The organism is Winogradskyella sp. 4-2091 (assembly GCF_045765065.1).
In the GTDB taxonomy this organism is placed as follows: Bacteria; Bacteroidota; Bacteroidia; order Flavobacteriales; family Flavobacteriaceae; genus Winogradskyella.
Window position 1 is genome coordinate 394,273 of the sequence record NZ_JBJKOD010000001.1, and the last position, 20,146, is coordinate 414,418.

The 20,146-nt window shown below is 31.5% G+C and carries 19 protein-coding genes and 1 tRNA gene; 12 read left to right on the forward strand and 8 right to left on the reverse strand.

Annotated features, from left to right (window positions below):
* Positions 1-31: 31 nt before the first annotated feature.
* Positions 32-667 (reverse strand): Crp/Fnr family transcriptional regulator, encoded by a 636-nt coding sequence (locus ACJBCC_RS01715; protein WP_299099383.1) that lies wholly within the window; start codon positions 665-667, stop codon positions 32-34.
* A gap of 85 nt (positions 668-752) precedes the next feature.
* Here ACJBCC_RS01715 and ACJBCC_RS01720 point away from each other — a divergent pair.
* Positions 753-826 (forward strand) — tRNA-Arg (locus tag ACJBCC_RS01720).
* Positions 827-945: 119 nt separating this feature from the next.
* Here ACJBCC_RS01720 and ACJBCC_RS01725 read toward each other — a convergent pair.
* Complete coding sequence (locus ACJBCC_RS01725; RefSeq protein WP_299099385.1) at positions 946-1,098, reverse strand: SsrA-binding protein; 153 nt, start codon at positions 1,096-1,098, stop codon at positions 946-948.
* Between the two features lie 566 nt (positions 1,099-1,664).
* Between ACJBCC_RS01725 and ACJBCC_RS01730 the strand changes: the two genes are divergently transcribed.
* Positions 1,665-3,623 (forward strand): endonuclease, encoded by a 1,959-nt coding sequence (locus ACJBCC_RS01730; protein WP_407556223.1) that lies wholly within the window; start codon positions 1,665-1,667, stop codon positions 3,621-3,623.
* Positions 3,624-3,700: 77 nt separating this feature from the next.
* Here the strand turns inward: ACJBCC_RS01730 and ACJBCC_RS01735 are convergent, their stop codons facing one another.
* Entirely contained in the window at positions 3,701-6,043 is a 2,343-nt protein-coding gene (locus ACJBCC_RS01735) for a M56 family metallopeptidase (RefSeq protein ID WP_407556224.1), read from the reverse strand.
* Between the two features lies 1 nt (position 6,044).
* Entirely contained in the window at positions 6,045-6,404 is a 360-nt protein-coding gene (locus tag ACJBCC_RS01740) for a BlaI/MecI/CopY family transcriptional regulator (protein ID WP_299099391.1), read from the reverse strand.
* 166 nt (positions 6,405-6,570) lie between these two features.
* On the opposite strand from ACJBCC_RS01740, the gene ACJBCC_RS01745 reads away from it, so the two are divergent.
* Positions 6,571-7,521 carry a calcium/sodium antiporter gene (locus ACJBCC_RS01745; protein WP_299099393.1) on the forward strand — a complete coding sequence of 317 codons (951 nt, stop codon included), beginning with the start codon at positions 6,571-6,573 and terminating at the stop codon, positions 7,519-7,521.
* 57 nt (positions 7,522-7,578) lie between these two features.
* Here ACJBCC_RS01745 and ACJBCC_RS01750 read toward each other — a convergent pair whose 3' ends face one another.
* Positions 7,579-8,604 carry a glutamine synthetase beta-grasp domain-containing protein gene (locus tag ACJBCC_RS01750; protein WP_299099395.1) on the reverse strand — a complete coding sequence of 342 codons (1,026 nt, stop codon included), beginning with the start codon at positions 8,602-8,604 and terminating at the stop codon, positions 7,579-7,581.
* A 178-nt stretch (positions 8,605-8,782) separates the two neighbouring features.
* Here ACJBCC_RS01750 and ACJBCC_RS01755 point away from each other — a divergent pair, with 178 nt between their 5' ends.
* The 5 genes from ACJBCC_RS01755 to ACJBCC_RS01775 all read left to right on the forward strand — a co-directional run bounded on the left by ACJBCC_RS01755 (position 8,783) and on the right by ACJBCC_RS01775 (position 14,410).
* On the forward strand, positions 8,783-10,969 hold the full coding sequence (locus ACJBCC_RS01755; protein WP_407556225.1) for a glutamine synthetase III: 2,187 nt from the start codon (positions 8,783-8,785) through the stop codon (positions 10,967-10,969).
* Positions 10,970-11,174: 205 nt separating this feature from the next.
* Positions 11,175-11,312 (forward strand): hypothetical protein, encoded by a 138-nt coding sequence (locus ACJBCC_RS01760; RefSeq protein WP_299099397.1) that lies wholly within the window; start codon positions 11,175-11,177, stop codon positions 11,310-11,312.
* Positions 11,313-11,494: 182 nt separating this feature from the next.
* On the forward strand, positions 11,495-12,169 hold the full coding sequence (locus tag ACJBCC_RS01765) for a Curli production assembly/transport component CsgG (RefSeq protein ID WP_407556226.1): 675 nt from the start codon (positions 11,495-11,497) through the stop codon (positions 12,167-12,169).
* Between the two features lie 38 nt (positions 12,170-12,207).
* Positions 12,208-13,386 carry an AIR synthase related protein gene (locus tag ACJBCC_RS01770; protein WP_407556227.1) on the forward strand — a complete coding sequence of 393 codons (1,179 nt, stop codon included), beginning with the start codon at positions 12,208-12,210 and terminating at the stop codon, positions 13,384-13,386.
* A 19-nt stretch (positions 13,387-13,405) separates the two neighbouring features.
* A complete protein-coding gene (locus ACJBCC_RS01775) occupies positions 13,406-14,410 on the forward strand; it encodes a DUF3078 domain-containing protein (protein WP_299099404.1) in 1,005 nt (334 codons plus the stop codon).
* Positions 14,411-14,420: 10 nt separating this feature from the next.
* Here ACJBCC_RS01775 and ACJBCC_RS01780 read toward each other — a convergent pair whose 3' ends face one another.
* Together ACJBCC_RS01780 and ACJBCC_RS01785 are read right to left on the reverse strand one after the other, a co-directional pair.
* On the reverse strand, positions 14,421-15,080 hold the full coding sequence (locus ACJBCC_RS01780; protein WP_407556228.1) for an ATP-binding cassette domain-containing protein: 660 nt from the start codon (positions 15,078-15,080) through the stop codon (positions 14,421-14,423).
* A gap of 61 nt (positions 15,081-15,141) precedes the next feature.
* Positions 15,142-15,429, reverse strand: coding sequence for a hypothetical protein (locus ACJBCC_RS01785; protein WP_299099408.1), 288 nt, complete (start codon positions 15,427-15,429; stop codon positions 15,142-15,144).
* 242 nt (positions 15,430-15,671) lie between these two features.
* Here ACJBCC_RS01785 and prfA point away from each other — a divergent pair, with 242 nt between their 5' ends.
* From prfA to ACJBCC_RS01805, 4 genes are all read left to right on the forward strand, one after another.
* Entirely contained in the window at positions 15,672-16,748 is a 1,077-nt protein-coding gene (prfA, locus tag ACJBCC_RS01790; protein WP_299099410.1) for a peptide chain release factor 1, read from the forward strand.
* 28 nt (positions 16,749-16,776) lie between these two features.
* Entirely contained in the window at positions 16,777-17,448 is a 672-nt protein-coding gene (gene lepB, locus ACJBCC_RS01795; RefSeq protein ID WP_299099413.1) for a signal peptidase I, read from the forward strand.
* Entirely contained in the window at positions 17,449-18,270 is an 822-nt protein-coding gene (pyrF, locus tag ACJBCC_RS01800; protein WP_299099415.1) for an orotidine-5'-phosphate decarboxylase, read from the forward strand. It begins immediately after the preceding gene.
* A gap of 85 nt (positions 18,271-18,355) precedes the next feature.
* Positions 18,356-19,138 (forward strand): ABC transporter substrate-binding protein, encoded by a 783-nt coding sequence (locus tag ACJBCC_RS01805; RefSeq protein WP_407556229.1) that lies wholly within the window; start codon positions 18,356-18,358, stop codon positions 19,136-19,138.
* Between the two features lie 155 nt (positions 19,139-19,293).
* On the opposite strand, the gene ACJBCC_RS01810 is transcribed toward ACJBCC_RS01805, so the two are convergent.
* A complete protein-coding gene (locus tag ACJBCC_RS01810) occupies positions 19,294-20,004 on the reverse strand; it encodes a DUF4197 domain-containing protein (RefSeq protein WP_299099418.1) in 711 nt (236 codons plus the stop codon).
* Positions 20,005-20,146: the final 142 nt, after the last annotated feature.

A 20,146-nucleotide genomic window follows, 5' to 3' on the forward strand; every position in this document is an offset into this window, starting at 1 on the left:
AGTTGAAAAAAAGGTTGTGTGACAAAAGTTGCTAAAAGTCTAAAACAGAGATTTTATTTCTGCCAAGTTCTATTTTATTTTCGCGTTCTAGCTGTTTTAAAAGTCTTGAAATAACTACTCGTGAGGTGTGCAGGTCTTCTGCAATTTCTTGATGCGTAATTTCTAGATTAGTGGAAGCAGAAAGTTTAACGTGATCTGTGAGGTATTTAAATAAACGTTCGTCCATTTTCATAAACGCAAGTGTGTCTATAGTTTCTAGCATTTCGTCAAAACGAATTTGATAACTTTGAAGTATAAAGTTTCTCCACGTTTCATTGGTATTAAACCAAAGTTTCATGTTTTCAATTGGTATCATTATTACTGTGACGTCTTCATCTGCTATCGCTCGTATTTTACTTACAGATTTTACCATACAGCAAGTCAATGACATGGCGCAAGTATCACCAGATTCTAAAACATAGAGTAAAAGTTCGTCTCCATTATCATCTTCTCTAAGTACTTTGATGTTTCCAGAAATTAAAAGAGGAATGTAATTTAAGTCTTGACCTATATCTATGATTATGTCTAATTTTTTAAACGTTTTTAAAAAGGCAACATTAGCAATTTTATCGATTAATTCTGAATCGAATAAGTAGTTGAATGGTTGTAATAAATCTGTAGAAATCATACCTCAAAAATACTAATTTAAAAATTTGAAATAAATAGTTTGGCTATGATTTAATAAATGTATTATATTTGCACCCACTAAAAAAGGCCTCGTGGCGCAACTGAATAGCGCACTTGATTACGGCTCAAGAGGTTACAGGTTTGAATCCTGTCGAGGTCACAAGAATATAAAGTTCATTTCTTAATTGAAATGGACTTTTTTTTTGGATTTTTTAAAAGCAGTCTCGCTTTTTAACAATAGGGAATACTGTGCTTTTATTTAAAATGCGTTGATATATCTTAGTCTAATGCGTTTTTGGTAATATAAACACGCCAGCCTATAATAGCTAGCTGTAGCTTAGAGGCTTTGCTTAAATCTAATTGTTTTTTAGAGTAAGAAGGTAATATGGCTTTATTAAGTTGAGCTAAGATTTTAAAGATTTTGTTTTTCATTATATATTGAATAGTAAATCTTTAACAAAAATAGTAAAACTTATTCTAGAACTAAGCTTCACATTTTTATGATTGGTGATTAGTTGGTTACTAATTTAAAATATTGAAATTATTATTTCAATAATTAATTTTGCTAGAGTCATCATAGTTTTTTGGTTTTAGTGGTTAATAAAATACGTTGTTTGCTTGATTGAGTTTTCAATATATAACCACAACATATTGTCTTCCAAATAATTTTAATGAAATCGACGAAATTGAATTCTAAATTATAACTATATTAATCATAGTTGTTATAATATTTTGTGACTTGTCTGTATGTAAGTATTGAAAATGAACTAAAATTCTATTTTTAGTATTAATTTGATACTTTTGTAGGGCTTTTTTCAATGGGTTTTGCGAAACCTAGAGGTATTTGGTCATAAAATGGCTCTATTTTGAGGTTTTCATCTTTTTACAAAACTATTTTTATGACAAAACTCATATTTTATTTCATTGGTTTTTAGTATTTAATTTAGTCATAACATATACCTATATTATTCGGTTATCTTTGTATAAAAAAATATAGCATGAAAAAAATTACATTGATTGTATTCTTACTAATATCCGGAATTAGTTGGTCTCAAGTTTTATTGATAAATGAATTAGATGCAGATTCACCGAGTACAGATACCGCGGAATTTATTGAATTAAAATCTGAAACGCCTAATTTCTCAACAGACGGTTATATTCTTGTTTTTTTTAATGGTTCTAGTAGTGGAGGAGATAAAAGTTATATGGTTATTGATCTTAATGGCTACTCAACTGATATTAACGGATTACTAGTGGTTGGTAGTGAAGGTGTAGCTCCATTTCCTCAATTAATTATTTCACAAAATGTAATACAGAATGGTGCAGATGCTGTTGGAATATACCAAGCTACAGTAGAGGATTTTCCAGAAGGTACTTTAGCAAATCAAACGAATTTAATCGATGCTCTCGTTTATGATACAAATGATGCTGATGATACAGGCCTAATGACTTTATTAGGACAAACTGAGCAACATAACGATAACGGAACAAATGCTAATCCAAAATCAATACAAAGATATGTTGATGCTATGGACAATGTTACATTTGCTGCTGCTACACCAACTCCTCGTAGAGAAAATGATGGTTCTGGCACAGCTGTAAATCCAATAACTATTTCTGTTGCACAGGCACAGTATGGTGAAGATGACATGTTTGATATCACATTTACAATAGAAACGGCTCCAGATTCAGATTTAAACTTCAATATTAATTTAGATAATTATGGTTTTAATACATCAGACTTTACAGGTAATACAAACTTAATCATACCAAGTGGCCAGAATTCAGTAACCACATCAATTACTTTAGTAGATGATTCTTTAGATGAAGGTGACGAGGTTGTGCAAATTAAGTTTGTGGATTTGGTAGAGCCAATTATAGCTTATAATAACTATGTTGAGGTTAGGATTGTAGATAATGATTTTACAATAGCTCCATTTGGAACACCATTAAATCCTACAACAGGAATTGTAGAAAGTACGCAACCAGATGGCTACTACGATAGCACAGATGGTTTGGCTGATCTAGCTTTAAGACAAGCATTGCAAGATATCATTGCAGATCCATCAATAGTAAGAGCACAAACTTATGCAGATGTATTAGCTATATTAAATGAAGCAGATCAAAATCCAGCGAATAGTAACCAAGTTTGGCTACTTTATACTGAACAAGGAAGAGCTAAGTTAGATGTACAAACGGGATCTGATAATACAGACAAATGGAATAGAGAACATACCTTCCCAAGATCCTTAGGAGGGTTTTTTGATATAGAGGAAGATGAAGTTGCAGATGGGATCGATATATATTGGACAACCAAAGCAGATTCTTTGCGTCATGGCAATTCTGATGCGCATGCACTAAGAGCGGCAGATGCTGCAGAAAATAGTACAAGAAATAATCAGCATTATGGTGAGTATAATGGACCAACTGGTACTTTGGGTAGTTTTAAAGGCGATGTAGCACGTAGCGTGTTATATATGGAAATTAGATATATTGGTTTGTCTGTAGAAAATGGTTTTCCGAGTACAACAGGGCAACTTGGCGATTTAGCTACGCTTTTAGATTGGCATAGAAATGATCCGCCAGATGATTTTGAAATGAATAGAAATAACATCGTATATAGTTGGCAGAAGAATAGAAATCCATTTATAGATCAGCCGTTAATGGTAGAATATATTTGGGGAGATAATGTTGGAGATACTTGGATGCAATCTTTAAATGTTGAAACCAATGAGACTTTAGAGGTTTCAATTTATCCAAATCCTTCAACAGGAAGAATCTATCTTTCAGGATTAACCAATAAGGCAGATGTTGAAGTCTTTTCGGTAGAAGGTAAACTCTTAAAACAATTTACAGCAGTAGAAGACTATATTGACTTAGATCTATCTAGTGGTTTATATATGATGAAACTACTAAATAATAACCGTTCGGTAATTAAAAAAATAATACTTAAATAAAGGGGTATAATCCTTATGAAAGTTAAAAAGCCAAGCTAAATTATTCTAGCTTGGCTTTTTTAGAAAAACTATCTGGATTATTCTATGGATCTTGCTATCAATGTCTCTTCAGATATGCCAAATTCTATATTAGGAATTCCGCTATTAGATTTCCAGTTACCACTAGATTTTGAACCATTATTGTTTGAAATACTGATTTTTAAACTAGTAATTTCGTTTAATTTATTGCGTCTTATTTTTGAATACTTTACAATGATGCCTTTCTTTGAGAGTTCCATTTTATAACTTTCTAAACTATCATCGGTTGAATTTTTTGAAATATAAAACAAAGTACCATTATTTGCATCGTTTTCATTATCAGTATAGGTAATATGTTTTCTTTCACTATCTGAAGACCAGGAATTGTTATCCTTTAAACTAATAACGATAACGCCATTTTTGCCTTTTTCTCCGTAAGTTTTTATAGCTTTTTCATCCTTTAAAACAATGGTGCCCTCAATGTCGTCAGGGTTTAGTTTTTTTAGTGAATCTGAGTGTACTTCTTTGCCGTCAACAATAATAAGCGGTTTAGGATTTTGGCTATTAGAGAGCCTAATATTGTCAATTTTATTTTGTTCCGTTTGTAAATTCTTATTTTCTTCTTTTGTTATTTGTGTTGTATTAGAGTTTACGTCTTCATAATAAATTTGAGATGGCTTCTCTAAACTACGATTTACTCGCAATGTATCTATGGTAATAGTTATAGTGTCTTTAGACTTTGCTTTGCCCATTGAAGTTTGTAGTCTATTGCCAGTTGTGTTTTCGTCATGATTTTGAAATGTGCTTACCTTAAAATTACCATCGTCATTCATTTCAAAATAGAAAGGATCAATACCATTTTGGTCCTTTTCCTTGTAGATTGTTGATCCGTATTCTGTAATAAATTCAATAGCGATATTTGCGATCTCGTTATCGTTATTTCGTTTTATTTTATTGATAAACATTGTAACGTTATGCAATTTTAAAAACTTAGCCATTTTATCTAAACTTTCACTATTCATGTCTTTAGTGAATTTCACTTTTATAGATTCTGAAATAACTTGAGATCCTGACTTCTCTTTTTTTGTATTATTCTGAATCTTATTTTTAGTGTTATGTAAATTAGAATTTTTCAATTCATTTTCATTGTAAATTCCAGCTTTTAGAATTGCTTGATGTGCTCGTTTGGTTAGTTGATCTAAAATTGTGTTATCATATATTTTATGATCTTCATCAAAGTGAATAGTGGCACCATTTATTCTTCCAACATAACCGCCACCATAACCAGAGAATTCTTTATAGATAATGAAAGCATCTATTGTATTTTTAGAATTACCTCCACCATATTTATGATTGTTTAGTTCTAAAAAGATATCGATTAATTCATTATTAGTGTTACGTTTTATTTGACTAAAAACTAAAGTGCCACCTTTTTGTTCTATAGAATTAGACATGCTTTTTAATTCTTTATCTGTTGTGGTTTTTGTGACTACAAACTCTATAGTGGAGTCTTTTACACTAACAGAAGTTACGTTGTCTACATAGATATTTTTAGTATTCATACTTAATAACATTGCCCCTAAAAGTGGTATCATTAATAAATACTTTAATTGATTCTTCTTTTTTGATCTTGATTTGTTTAACATAAGAATTCGTTTTTTGATTGATGAGTTAAAAAAGTTGTTTGTAATTGACATGTTGTGATTTGCAACACTTGTTTTTAATAATAAATGTTGGTATTCTTTTTTGTCAGTAGAGTTTTTAAGAGTAGTTAAATCTGCAATGTACTCTAAGTTTTGTTGAATCTCTTTTCGGTAAAGCCAAATTAAAGGGTTAAACCAGAAAACAACGCAAGCGAGTTGTGTGAATAATATATCGATGGAATGGAGCTGCTTTGCGTGTGTTTTTTCATGAGTTAGTATTATCTCTAACTCATCAGCGCTATAGTTTTTTGGATTATAAACGATCCATTTAAAAAATGAAAATGGAGTAACCTTACTATTTATAATAACATACGTAAATTGTTGATCTTTCTGTTTAGGGTTTTTTAATAACAATACAATTAGAGATCCAAACTGAAATAAAAATTGGCTAAAAAAAATAGACAATCCAATATAATATAGAATTGAAAATAGGTTTAGCCAATTAAAAGATTGTTCCGTTGTTGTGTAGGTTTCATTAGTATTGACTAATGAATTTGGTGTAAATGTTGTTTCTGTAATTGGTATAGATTCAATCACTATATAATTTGGTATCACAATTAATGGGAAAATCAGTGCTATTATTAATCCTAATAAAAGAAAAGATCTATTATGTTGGAAAAATGTTTCTTTCTTTAAAAGAAAGAAAAAACAAAAGTAAAATATGGCGATTACGGCAGAAGCTTTTAATAAATATTCCATATTATTTTTTGTTTTCAATTAAACTAATAATTTCTTTAAGCTCATCAACACTTATTTTTTCTTCTTTGGCGAAAAAAGAAACTACATTTTTGTAGGAATTATTGAAGTAGTTTTCAATAGCCGTATTCATAAATTTTGTTTTGTAGTCTTCTTTGGAGACAATTGGAAAATATTGATGGGTTTTACCATAGGCATTATAGCTTACGTAACCTTTCTCCTCTAAATTTCTAATTATTGTGGAGAGTGTATTATAGTGAGGTTTGTCATCGTTAATTTCTGATAAAACATCTTTTACGAATGCTTTTTCAAGCCTCCATAAAATGTGCATTATTTCTTCCTCTTTGTTTGTAAGCTTCTGCATGATTAATTTATATAGATTAACTTTAAATCAAATATATAACTATTTTTATAGTTATAAAACTACTTTAATAGTTATTTAACGAAAAATCTAGTTTTGGATATCTGTAAAAAGTAAATAGTATCTTCGCAGCTTTAATAAATTAAGGTATTAAAAAGTAGAATAGAGAATGAGTGTATTTTATGTTATTGCTGGTTTAGCACTATTGGTTGTTGGTGGAGATTTTTTAGTTAGAGCGTCCGTAGGATTGAGTTTTAAACTTAAATTATCCAAATTGGTAATAGGTATGACTGTGGTTTCTTTTGCAACTTCAGCACCAGAATTATTAGTGAGTTTACAAGCGGCTTTAGATGGCGTTTCAGATATTTCGCTAGGCAACGTCATAGGATCTAACATTGCAAATATTGGTTTAGTTTTAGGAATCACAGCCATCATTGCGCCTTTGGCAGTAGACAGAGAGTTTTATAAATTAAATTGGCCAATGATGATGTTGTCTTCTTTTGCATTATACTATTTTTTATGGAATGATAATATTTTAACTGCTACAGAAGGTGCAATTATTTTTATTGCATTAATCGTATTTCTAGTAGTATTAATTAGAAGCTCAAGAAAAAAGACAAAAGCCAATATGGAGGACGTAGATGATGCGCTTTCAACGGTTTCTAACTTTAAAATTACAATGTGGCTGCTAATAGGAGCGGCTGGCTTGTATTTTGGTTCAGAATGGCTAGTAAGAGGAGCAAAACAGTTAGCAGAAGATGTAGGTGTTAGTGATTACGCTATTTCTGTAACAGTAATTGCAATTGGTACTAGCGTACCAGAATTAGCGGCTTCTGTTATTGCTGCATTAAAGAAAGAGAAAGCGCTGTCATTAGGAAACTTAATTGGGTCTAATATCTTTAATATTGCATCGGTTTTAGGGCTTACTGCTATTATAAAGCCAATTGTAGTAAATCCTGCAACACCTCAGATTTTATCAACTAACATATGGTGGATGATCGCTTTTGCTGCCATTTTAATTCCATTGATAATGATTCCTAAGCGTTTTGAAATAGGAAGACTAAAAGGAATGCTGTTATTTGGGGCTTATTTAATCTTCATATATATATCTTTAAAATAAGGGAAAAAAAAAGGCTTGTAGAAACTACAAGCCTAAGTATATAAGTATTAGTGCTAACTAAGAAATATTAGCGCTTTTTACAGTCTTAATAATTCTACCTGCAATTTTGTATGGATCACCATTAGAAGCTGGTCTTCTATCTTCTAACCAACCTTTCCAGCCTTTTTCAACTGCAATAATTGGAATACGGATTGAAGCACCTCTATCAGAAACTCCCCAAGAAAAGTCATTGATTGAAGCTGTTTCGTGATCACCTGTTAAACGTTGGTCGTTAAACTCACCGTAAACAGCAATGTGTTCTTTTACTACTGGACGGAACGCTTCACATATTTTTCCATAAGTTTCTTCAGAACCACAAGTTCTTAAAACTTCGTTAGAGAAATTAGCATGCATACCAGAACCATTCCAATCCATATCTTTACCTAACGGTTTTGGATGATAATCAATATAATAACCATACTGCTCAGTTAAACGGTCAAGTAAATATCTTGCGATCCAGATTTCGTCTCCAGCTTTCTTTGCACCTTTAGCAAATAATTGGAATTCCCATTGTCCTGATGCTACTTCTTGGTTAATACCTTCAAAGTTTAAACCAGCATCGATACATAAATCTGCATGTTTTTCAACTAATAATCTTCCGTGTGTGTTTTTTCCGCCAACAGAACAGTAATACATTCCTTGAGGTGCAGGATATCCACCAATTGGGAACCCTAAAGGTAATTGAGTTTTAGTATCCATAATAAAATACTCTTGCTCAAACCCAAACCAAAAATCATTATCATCATCATCAATAGTAGCTCTACCATTAGAAACATGTGGTGTCCCATCTGCATTTAAAACCTCAGTCATTACTAAATAACCGTTAATCCTTGCAGGATCTGGGTAAATTGCAACTGGTTTTAGTAAACAGTCAGAAGAACCTCCTGAAGCTTGTTTAGTTGATGATCCATCAAAAGACCACATCCCTAATTCTTCAACAGTTCCTTTAAAGTCTTCATGTTCTTCTACTTTGGTTTTACTTCTCATATTTTGAGTTGGGAAGTAACCATCAAGCCAAATGTATTCTAATTTAATTTTTGCCATAATGAAATTTTGTTTATATAATATATAGTTACAAATATTGTTATTTTTTTTCTGTACTCAAAAAATTCAGGGGCTTTTCAATGAAATGTTATCAATTATTGTTAACAAGCCATATTTTTATATGGGTCGCTGAAATAAATTTAATTATTTAGTATTTTTGCCCCCTAATTTTATCAATATGTCAACGCTAAGATTTCATGCCGTAAAAGCATCATTAAAACGTAAACCTTTAAAGATTAAAGAAACTAAAAGACAGTCCGAAATCTTCGGATCTAATGTGTTTAATGAGGTTGCTATGCGCCAATATTTAACCAGTGAAGGCCTAAATAGTGTAACCGAAGCCGTAGAAAAAGGATCTAAAATTGATCGTAAAATCGCAGATCATATTGCCACAGGAATGAAGGAATGGGCAATTTCTAAAGGTGTGACGCATTACACACATTGGTTTCAACCACTAACTGGTGCAACAGCAGAAAAACATGATGCTTTTTTTGAAACTATAGGTAATGGTTTAGCTATAGAAAAATTCGATGGTGGTCAATTAGTGCAACAAGAACCTGATGCATCTAGTTTTCCTAATGGTGGCATAAGAAATACTTTTGAAGCGAGAGGATATACAGCTTGGGATCCTACATCACCTGCATTTATATACGATGGTACATTATGTATCCCAACAGTATTTGTTTCTTATACTGGCGAAGCTTTAGATTATAAAACACCGCTTTTAAGAGCGCTGCATGCTGTAGATAAAGCATCAGTTGCCATCTGTAAATATTTTGATAAAAATGTAAAAAAGGTAACCGCTTCTTTGGGTTGGGAGCAAGAGTATTTTTTAATAGATAGAGCACTGGCAACATCAAGACCAGATATTTTACTCACTGGGAGAACGCTTTTTGGACATTCACCAGCAAAAGGGCAACAGTTAGATGACCATTATTTTGGATCTATACCAACTAGAGCAATGTCTTATATGAGGGATTTAGAGCATCAATGTATGTTATTAGGTATTCCTGTAAAAACGAGACATAATGAGGTTGCACCAAACCAATTTGAATTAGCACCTATTTACGAGGAAGCTAATTTGGCTGTAGATCATAATTCCTTATTAATGGATATTATGCAAAAGATAGCAAAGCGTCACGATTTTACAGTATTAATGCACGAAAAACCGTTTGTAGGTGTCAATGGATCTGGTAAACATAATAACTGGAGTTTAAGTACAAATACAGGTGTTAATTTATTGTCGCCAGGGAAAACTCCTATGAGTAATCTACAGTTTTTAACATTTTTTATCAACACAATTATAGCTGTACAAACGCACGAAGAATTATTGAGAGCAGCCATTGCGTCTGCTAGTAACGATCATCGTTTAGGTGCTAATGAGGCTCCACCTGCAATCATATCCGTTTTTATTGGTGACCAATTAACTAAGGTGTTAAATGAGTTAGAATCCGTAACAAAAGGTAAACTATCACCTAAAGAGAAAACAGATTTAAAATTGAATGTTGTTGGTAAAATTCCTGAAATTTTAAGAGATAATACAGATAGAAACAGAACGTCTCCTTTTGCATTTACTGGAAATAAATTTGAATTTAGAGCTGTTGGGTCAACAGCAAATTGTGCTAATCCTATGACAATTTTAAACTCAATTGTAGCTAAACAACTCATAGATTTTAAAATTGAAGTAGATAAGTTAATAGATGATAAAGACATGAAAAAGGACGACGCTATATTCAACGTTCTTAGAGAGTATATCAAAACCTCAAAAGCTATATTGTTTGAAGGTAATGGATATAGTGAAGCATGGGAAAAAGAAGCAAAGAAGCGTGGTCTAAGTAATAATAAGACAACACCTGAAGCATTAAAAATTAAAAAAGCAAAATCTACAATTGAGTTGTTTGAGAATTTAGGTGTATTAAATAAAGTAGAATCAGAAGCACGCTATGAAATAGAAATCGAAGAGTATATACTTCATGTTCAAATTGAAAGTAGAGTTAGTGGAGATTTGGCAAGAAACCATGTTGTCCCAACTGCAGTGAAGTACCAAAATATTTTAATTAAAAATGTTATGGGCTTAAAAAGTATTTATGGTGATCATTATAAAGATTTTGCAAAAGAGCAGTTGTCATTGATTGAACAAATTTCAAAACATATAGAGGCTATTAATTCATTAGTAACAAAAATGATTGATGCTCGTAAAATTATTAACAAGTTAGAAGATTTAGATAAAAAAGCTGATGGTTATTGTAATAAAATAAAACCATTGTATGAAGATATCAGATATCATTGCGATAAATTAGAAATTATGATAGATGATGAATTGTGGCCTTTAACGAAATATCGAGAATTATTGTTTACCAAATAAGCGCTTAAAACCTTGTTTTTCATTGTTTTGTTATGCTAGCATAAGTATATCTACGTATATGAATTATTCATTATGTGTCGTTTGTCGATGACATTAAACTAGTTATCGAAAAGGTGGCTTAAAGTTGTTAAATTATTCAGTGGAGTCATTTTATAACACTGATTATGTCGTATTTTTGTCTCGCTATTAATCAATAATTTATAAAATGAAAAAGTTACTACTTAGTGTAGCGATACTTATTGGAGCAACATTAGTTCTTTCACAAGATAAATCTGAGGATTTAAATCAAGTGACAACTGAAGATGTTGTTAACATTCAATCTTCGCTTCAAGCGGAATCTTAATTTTAAGATAGACCTAAGGTATTTATTACCACTAACATAGAGGATGAAATCGAATATCGGTTTTATCCTTTTTTTGTTTTACAGAATAATTAAGTTACTGCTTTTATGTGCTGAATTATTTTCTATATTGCGAGCCGCCTCACTATCTATAATGACATAAGCTTATTTCTAATATAAGGTTTATGACTTCAAAATTCAATGCTTTGATAATGTGCATTGCAATACCACTAGTTTGTTTTAGTTCTGTCAGCGCTCAGGAGTCCACACTAAAAGCAGATAGAATAAACAAGCACAGATATGCTTTTTACAACAGTAGAGGAACAAATTCAATAGATTTAGCCATTGGTTCTTCAATCTTAGATATAGATTATCCTGACTTTGATTATGAATCGTATTTTAGAGTGGGTTATAAAAAGCATATAACTAGTCATTTAAGTTTGGGTTTAACTTTTAATAAGTATAACGTTGCTATAAATGATACTTATAACGAAGGATTTATGTCTTTTGATCTCAATGCAGAATTTCTATTAAGTCCTTTTACAAAATTCTCTCCTTTTCTTTATGTTGGTGGTGGCTATAATGCTGCAAATTATTTTGAAACTGCTACAAATAAAGCTCAGGCTGGTTTTGGGCTAGAGTATATTATAACCACAAAATTGGGCCTTAAGCTTTTTGGAGAATACAATTATACATTCACAGATGAACTCGATGGATTAATAAGTGGAGATACTGATGATTCGTTTATAAGAGTGGGATTAGGGTTTCATGTTTATTTTGGTGGTAAAAAGAAAAAGGAAATGTATCAAAGAAAATTAAAAACAGTAATTAATTCCAACCTAATCGTTCCATATAATTAAACGCAATTCTTACTTTTGTACCACCAACACAAATGTCCATGAGTAATTCGGTTAGTAAAAGATATGCGCAAAGAGGTGTTTCAGCTTCAAAAGAAGATGTTCACAATGCAATTAAAAATATTGATAAAGGTTTATTTCCTAAAGCCTTTTGTAAAATAGTACCAGATTATTTAACAAACGATAATGATTATTGTTTAATAATGCATGCGGATGGTGCTGGTACAAAATCATCCCTAGCCTACATGTATTGGAAAGAAACTGGAGATATTTCTGTATGGAAAGGTATTGCTCAGGATGCATTGATAATGAATATTGATGATCTACTATGTGTTGGGGCAACGGATAATATTATGTTGTCTTCTACTATAGGAAGAAACAAAAATTTAATTCCGGGAGACGTTATTTCTGCAATTATTAATGGAACAGAAGAATTAATTGAAGATCTAAAATCCTTTGGCGTTACAATTCACTCTACAGGTGGAGAAACTGCGGATGTTGGTGATTTAGTTAGAACCATAATTGTAGATTCTACTGTAACTGCTCGTGTAAAACGAAGAGATGTTATAGATAACGCTAATATTACGGAAGGAGATGTTATCGTTGGTTTAGAATCATTCGGTCAATCCTCTTATGAAAAGGAATATAATGGTGGCATGGGTAGTAATGGTTTAACATCTGCTAGACACGATGTGTTTTCTAAATATTTAGCTAATAAATATCCTGAAAGTTTTGATGCTGCTGTACCAGAAGATTTAGTGTATTCTGGCCAAACAAAACTAACTGATAGTGTAGAGAATACACCAATAGATGCAGGTAAGTTAGTACTATCACCAACCAGAACTTACGCGCCAATTATAAAAGCAATTTTAGATAAATATAATAGTAACGACATTCACGGAATGGTGCATTGTAGTGGAGGAGCACAAACCAAAATTCTTCATTTTGTTGATGATCTACATATTGTAAAAGATAATATGTTTACTGTTCCACCGTTATTTAAACTGATTCAAGAACAATCTAAAACAGATTGGAAAGAAATGTATCAAGTATTTAATTGTGGTCATCGCATGGAATTGTATGTAAAACCAGAAGTAGCAGATGCTATTATAGAGATTTCTAAGACATTCAATGTTGATGCCAAAATTATTGGTAGAGTAGAAGCTTCAGAGAAAAAGAAGTTAACGATTACCAGTGAATACGGTACGTTTACATATTAAGTTTAATTTTTTTTCAGACATGAAAAACTATTCGTGGTTTATATTTAGTGCTTTTATTTTATGTACAAGCGTGTTGTGTGCACAACCAAATTCTTTGTTCTTTCAAAAGAAAAAAAATGATCAGATAATATTAGGTTGGCGAACACAAAAAGAAGTTGGTTTTAACTTAAATCAAGTTTCTTTTACTAATTGGAATTCTGGTGGTACCAATTCAATATCCGGAATTTTAACAGGGAAAGCTTCAGCAAAATACAAACAAGAAAAATGGTTTTGGAACTCTAACTTTAATATTAATTACGGATTAAATAAGCAAGAAGGACGAGAATTACGCAAAACTGACGATGCCATAGAAGTCATTTCTAATATAGGTTTAGAGAAAGATCCAAAAAGTAATTGGTTCTATTCTTCAAAATTTAGTATAAATACGCAGTTAGCCAATGGTTTTAATTATCCTGATAGAGATAATCCAATATCTAAGTTTTTAGCGCCAGGTTACATGTTTTTTGGAGTAGGTATGGAATACGGAAGATTTATAGAACGTATGTCTTTTTATGGGTCGCCTTTTACTTTAAAAACCACTTTTGTCTTAGATGATGATTTGGCTAATAAAGGTGCTTTTGGTGTTGATCCTGCAATTTATGACCTAGAGGGAAACATTGTTAAGGATGGTGAAAAGATTAAGCAAGAATTAGGAATTTTATTAACTAATCAATATCAGCAAGAAGTTTTTGAAAACATTAAAGTGACTAGTCTTTTAAGACTGTACACGGATTACATTAATAGTTTTGGTAATATAGATTTAGAATGGGAACTTAATTTAGACATGAAGGTTAATAAATTTGTAAAAGCGTCGTTAGGCTCACATTTGAGATATGATAATGATATTAAAGTTGAAGTTGAAACCAATGAAATGACAAATGAAGAAAATGTCATTGTTGGGCCAAAATTACAATGGAAACAAATTTTGGGCGTTGGTGTAGTTGTCGATTTAGATAACTTTTTGAAGTCTAATTCAAACTCGTAATTTTTGGTTGTTAAAGGCTACCTTCACTTAAATATTTATAGTCTTCTAGTTCCGTTAACGCATTAATTTTTTTAGTCGCTCCATTCTTTAGAAGATAAATGGTATCCGAAGTATCTATAATGTGCTGATACATGTGATCCGTTATAATAATTATTTTGTTTTTCTTTTCTTCAGTAATTAACTTTTTCACAGTTTCAATATATAAAGGTGCTATATGGGAGAAAGGTTCATCTAAAAAAACAATGTCGCACTTAGCCTTAAGAATAATGTAGGTTTCAATTATTCGTCTTTCGCCTCCAGACAGATTTTTAAATTTTGAATTTTTGTAGCTAGCAAGCGATTCAAAGTTTTCTGAAAACAACTGCCATTCCATTTTATATAATTTAAAAATGAATGATAACTTAAAACTACTTGGAATAAAGTTGTATTGAGGTAAATATTTAGCGATTCCTGTAGCGTATAATGGTTTTAGTATAGGTTTGTTGTCAATTCTAATAAGTTTATATTTTGGTTTCAGGTTACCAAAAGCAATGTTGAGCAAACTACTTTTTCCACAGCCATTGCTTCCTAAAATAGCTGTTACTTTTCCTGTTTCAGCCTTTAGGTAAATACCGTTTAAAATGCGTTTGTTCTTAAAGTAAAGTTCTACATTGTCTAATTCAAAAATCATTTAATTCATATAAATTCGCTCCTTTAGTGCGATTAATATTGGGTTCTAGAAATATAAGTGTTTAAGTAAACTCTCTAAAAATGGTTAAGTAAATAACCGTTAGTAAACAATCTACTAAAAACATAATTGAAAAAAGCTTAAATGGCGAAATTCCTATGTTTTTATAAAACGTCAATTTGCGTTTATTAGGAGTTTCGCTCACATAATACCACGCAAAAACCGTAAGAAACAATTTGGTTGCTATTGCTGGTGCTATCTGTGCATTAAAAAATGAGACAACCACAGTAATCACAAAAGACCAAACCACAAACGGTTTATAAAAAGATAGTATAGCTAGGAACCGATACATATTACATATTTAACGCTTCTTTTATCCGTTTTATTTCTCGAGCGACTGAGAGATGTTTTTTTAACACCTCTAGTTTAAAAGATTTTGGTTATTCAGTGAAAACTGAAGCTTTCATTTTTAGCCATATATCACAACTAAAACTCTGTTCTTTATTATAAAAGTAAAATGTGCTTAACTAGTTTTAGTTAGTCACCTTTTATCTTAAAAAAATTGTATTTTTGAATTCCAATTTTTGAAGAGCCATGTTAGAGAAATTACAAATAATAAAACAACGTTTTGATGAGGTAAATGACCTTATTATTCAACCAGATATTATATCAGATCAGCAACGCTATACAAAGCTGATGAAAGAATATAAGGATCTTAAATTAATTGTAGATAAAGGCGAAATTTATAAAGAGGCTACAGACAATGTTACTGAGGCCGAAGAAATTATTGCAGATGGTTCTGATGCCGAAATGGTAGATATGGCTAAAATGCAATTAGAGGAGGCTAAAGAAACTATAGATAAGCTAGAAGAAGAAATTCGTTTTATGCTTATTCCTAAGGATCCAGATGATGCTAAAAATGTTGTAGTTGAAGTACGTGCAGGAACAGGTGGAGATGAAGCCAGTATTTTTGCAGGTGATTTATATAGAATGTATTCTAAATACTGTAGCGATAAGGGCTGGAGAGTGGATGTAGTAAGTCAGAGTGACGGAACATCTGGTGGATTTAAAGAAATAATTTTTGAAGTTTCTGGTGAAGACGTATACGGAACATTAAAATTTGAAGCTGGTGTTCACCGTGTACAGCGTGTACCACAAACCGAAACCCAAGGTCGTGTTCATACAAGTGCTGCAACCGTTATGGTACTGCCAGAAGCTGAGGAGTTTGATTATGAATTAGACATGACAGAAGTACGTATTGAGCGTACAACGTCTACAGGTCCTGGTGGTCAATCCGTAAATACAACCTATTCTGCAATAAAGCTGCATCACGAGCCAACCGGAATGATTGTTAGTTGTCAAGATCAAAAATCTTCACATAAAAACTTAGAAAAAGCATTAAAGGTATTACGTTCGCGTTTATATGATTTAGAATTAGCCAAGCAACAAGCAGCAGATTCTGAAAAACGAAAAAGTATGGTAAGCTCTGGTGATAGATCTGCAAAGATTAGAACGTACAATTATCCACAAGGACGAGTAACAGATCATAGAATTGGTTTAACGCTTTACGATTTATCTAATATTATCAATGGTGATATTCAGAAAATTATAGACGAATTAATGTTAGCTGAAAACACAGAGTTGTTGAAAGCTAGTGATGATGTAATATAAACACAAGCCTCTTTTTGAGGCTTTTTTTATGGACAAGAAAAAAATCATATTTCTCATTGCAGCATTTATAGTCTTCGTGATGTTGTTTAGATGGTCTGGAGTCATTAGGACGTATAGTATAAGTTCAACTTCAAGCGAACCAAATTTAAAAGTTGGAACTACAATCTTAGGTTCTAGTTTAGTAAAGCCAAAACGATTAGACTTTGCATATTTTAAATATTCAGATAGTTTAGACGGTTGGACAATAGTGAAAAGATTAATTGCGATACCAGCGGATACATTAGAATGTAAGAATGGGAATTATTTTGTTAATGGAAAAAATATTGATGAAGACCTAGATTTAAGATTCTTGTATAAGATGTTACCTCAAGATTATGATACATATATAAAAAATAATGTTATAAATCCTGAACTAAATTCGCACTATAGAGCAGATACAATTAAAGTTTTTTTAGATGATTCGTTTGTAAAAACACTTCCTGTAAAATTAGAAAGACACTATTACATGGGTATTGAAAGTTTATCTAAAGCCATTTTTCTTAATCATTCTAATTGGAATTTTAATAATTTTGGACCCATTGTAATACCAGAGGGGAAGTACTTTTTTTCAGGAGATAATAGAGATAATTCTTATGATTCAAGGTATAGAGGATTTGTAAATGAAGCACATATATTAGGTACAGTTTTAATTAATTTTTAAATGACAACAACTCAACTCACAACCCAAATTAACAAAAAGAAATCCTTTCTCTGCATAGGTTTAGATATTGATTTAGATAAAATTCCGAAGCACTTATTAAAAGAGGATGATCCCATTTTTGCTTTTAATAAAGCAATTATAGATGCAACGCATCATTTGTGTGTTGCATATAAACCAAATACCGCATTTTACGAAGCATACGGAATTAAAGGTTGGCAAGCTTTAGAAAAAACAATCAACTATCTAAACGAAAATCATCCCGAAATTTACACCATTGCAGATGCTAAACGAGGCGATATTGGTAATACAAGCACCATGTATGCGAAAGCATTTTTTGAAGATTTAGGGTTTGATAGTGTAACGGTTGCACCTTATATGGGAAAAGATTCGGTAGAACCTTTCTTAGCTTTTGAAGATAAGCATACCATACTTTTAGCCTTAACATCTAATCAAGGAGCATTTGATTTTCAAACAAAGACTGTGGATGGTGTTGAATTGTATAAGCAGGTTTTAGAGACTTCCAAATCTTGGAAAAACTCTGAAAATTTAATGTACGTTGTTGGTGCAACTAAAGCTGAATTTTTAGGAGATATAAGAAATATTATTCCAGATAATTTTTTACTTGTTCCTGGTGTTGGTGCACAAGGTGGAAACCTGCAAGAGGTTTGCAAGTATGGAATGAATAATTCAGTTGGTTTGTTAATTAATTCTTCAAGAGGAATTATTTATGCTTCAAACAAAATGGATTTTGCGGAAGCTGCCGCTAAAAAAGCGGAAGATTTACAATTGCAAATGGCTATTGAGTTAAATACAAATAGTTAAAGTCCAATTATTATATTAGGTTTTAGTTTCGTTGTTTTAAATCGCCAGGATTGTTAGTCTCTGTTACTAATTTTGATATACTTTTATGAATTACACAGACCAACTAAAAAGAGATATTAAACTTAATGGGACGCCAAAACGAATCATTTCGTTAGTGCCTTCTCAAACGGAATTGCTTGTAGATTTGGGTTTAGAAGCTTCAATCGTTGGTGTTACTAAATTTTGTATTCATCCTAAACATCTTAGAATTTCTAAAGCCGTAGTTGGTGGCACCAAACAAATTAATCTTAAAAAAATAAAAGATTTAAACCCAGATCTTATTCTCTGTAATAAAGAAGAAAACACAAAGGAAATAATTGAAGAATTGGAAGGGGTTGCGCCAATTCATATCAGTGATATTTTTAATCTAGAAGATTGTTTTGAGTTAATTAGAATGTATGGCGAAATCTGTGGTGTAGAAACTAAGGCGTCAGAATTAACTACTACTATTCAAGCGGAACGAGAGGAATTTCAGCTTCATCAAAAAAATAACGAAGAAATAAAAGTGGCTTACTTTATCTGGAAAAAGCCTTGGATGGTTGCGGCTTCAGATAATTTTATAAATATAATGCTGAGTGAAGCGGGTTTTACAAATGCCTTTAAAAATCAAAAACGCTATCCTGAAATTGAGTTAGATAATTCTAACTTAGCCGAAGCCGATATTATATTTTTATCCAGTGAACCTTTTCCTTTTAAGGAAGAACATGTTTTAGAGTTTATTCAGAAATTCCCAACTAAAAAAGTCAAAATTGTAGATGGCGAAATGTTTTCTTGGTATGGAAGTCGCTTGTTAAAGGCCTATGAGTATTTCAAAACACTAAATGTGTAGGTGCAAAAAAGTCGATACTTCTCTAAATACCGACTTTAAACTAACAATCTTAATCTAACTAAAGACCAACTACTAACTCAATCTTTTGCACAGCAAAAATATTTGATTTATATGAGATGTATGTTAACCTAATATTAGCTAACGATTAAATGTAATTAATCTTGTAATGCAAATACTTTTTGTAATAAATCTGTAGTACGAGAAGAAGCCTTGGTTCTAATTTCTTTCTCTTCAACAGCAATCATAGTATATACACCTTTAAGTGCTTCGTTAGTTACGTAATCTGTAAGATCAGGATTTACGTTGTTTGTTAATGGGATATTGTTGTATTTTGTAATAAGATTTGTCCAAATTTGATCTGCACCTACTTTACTAAATGAATTCTCAATAACTGGCTTAAATTTGTCGTAAAGCGCAGTTTCTGTTTTAGTTGTTAAGTAAGATGTAGCTGCATTGTCTTCACCTAACAAGATGTTTTTTGCATCATCGAAAGTCATTTCGCTAACTGCCGTTACAAAAATAGGAGTTGCTTCTTTTACTGCATCCTCTGCAGCTCTGTTAAGAACTTTTAAACCTTCGTCAGCAAGACTGCTTAATCCAATTTTACGTAAAGCAGAATCTACTTTTTGTAAATCATCAGGTAATACTATTTTTACTAATTCGTTTTTAAAGAATCCATCTTCTTGCGTTAATTTGGTAACTTGTTTGTCTATTCCTAGATCTAATGCTTCTTTTAATCCAGATGCAATATCAGTACTACTAAGTACGCCTCCAGATTGTGGTATTTGGTTTACAACTTCTTGTAATTCGTCACAAGAGTTAAAAAATAATGTAAAACAAAGGAATGCTGCTAATAATCGTTTCATGATAATGTTTTTTTATTTTTTGCAAATATATACTAAAGTAGAGCCTTTTAGGTTTAATTATTAACCAATAATTGTTAATAGTAATATTTTTAAAAGCCTATTTAATTTTTCAAATTATTACTTTAGCATCATATTTGATTAC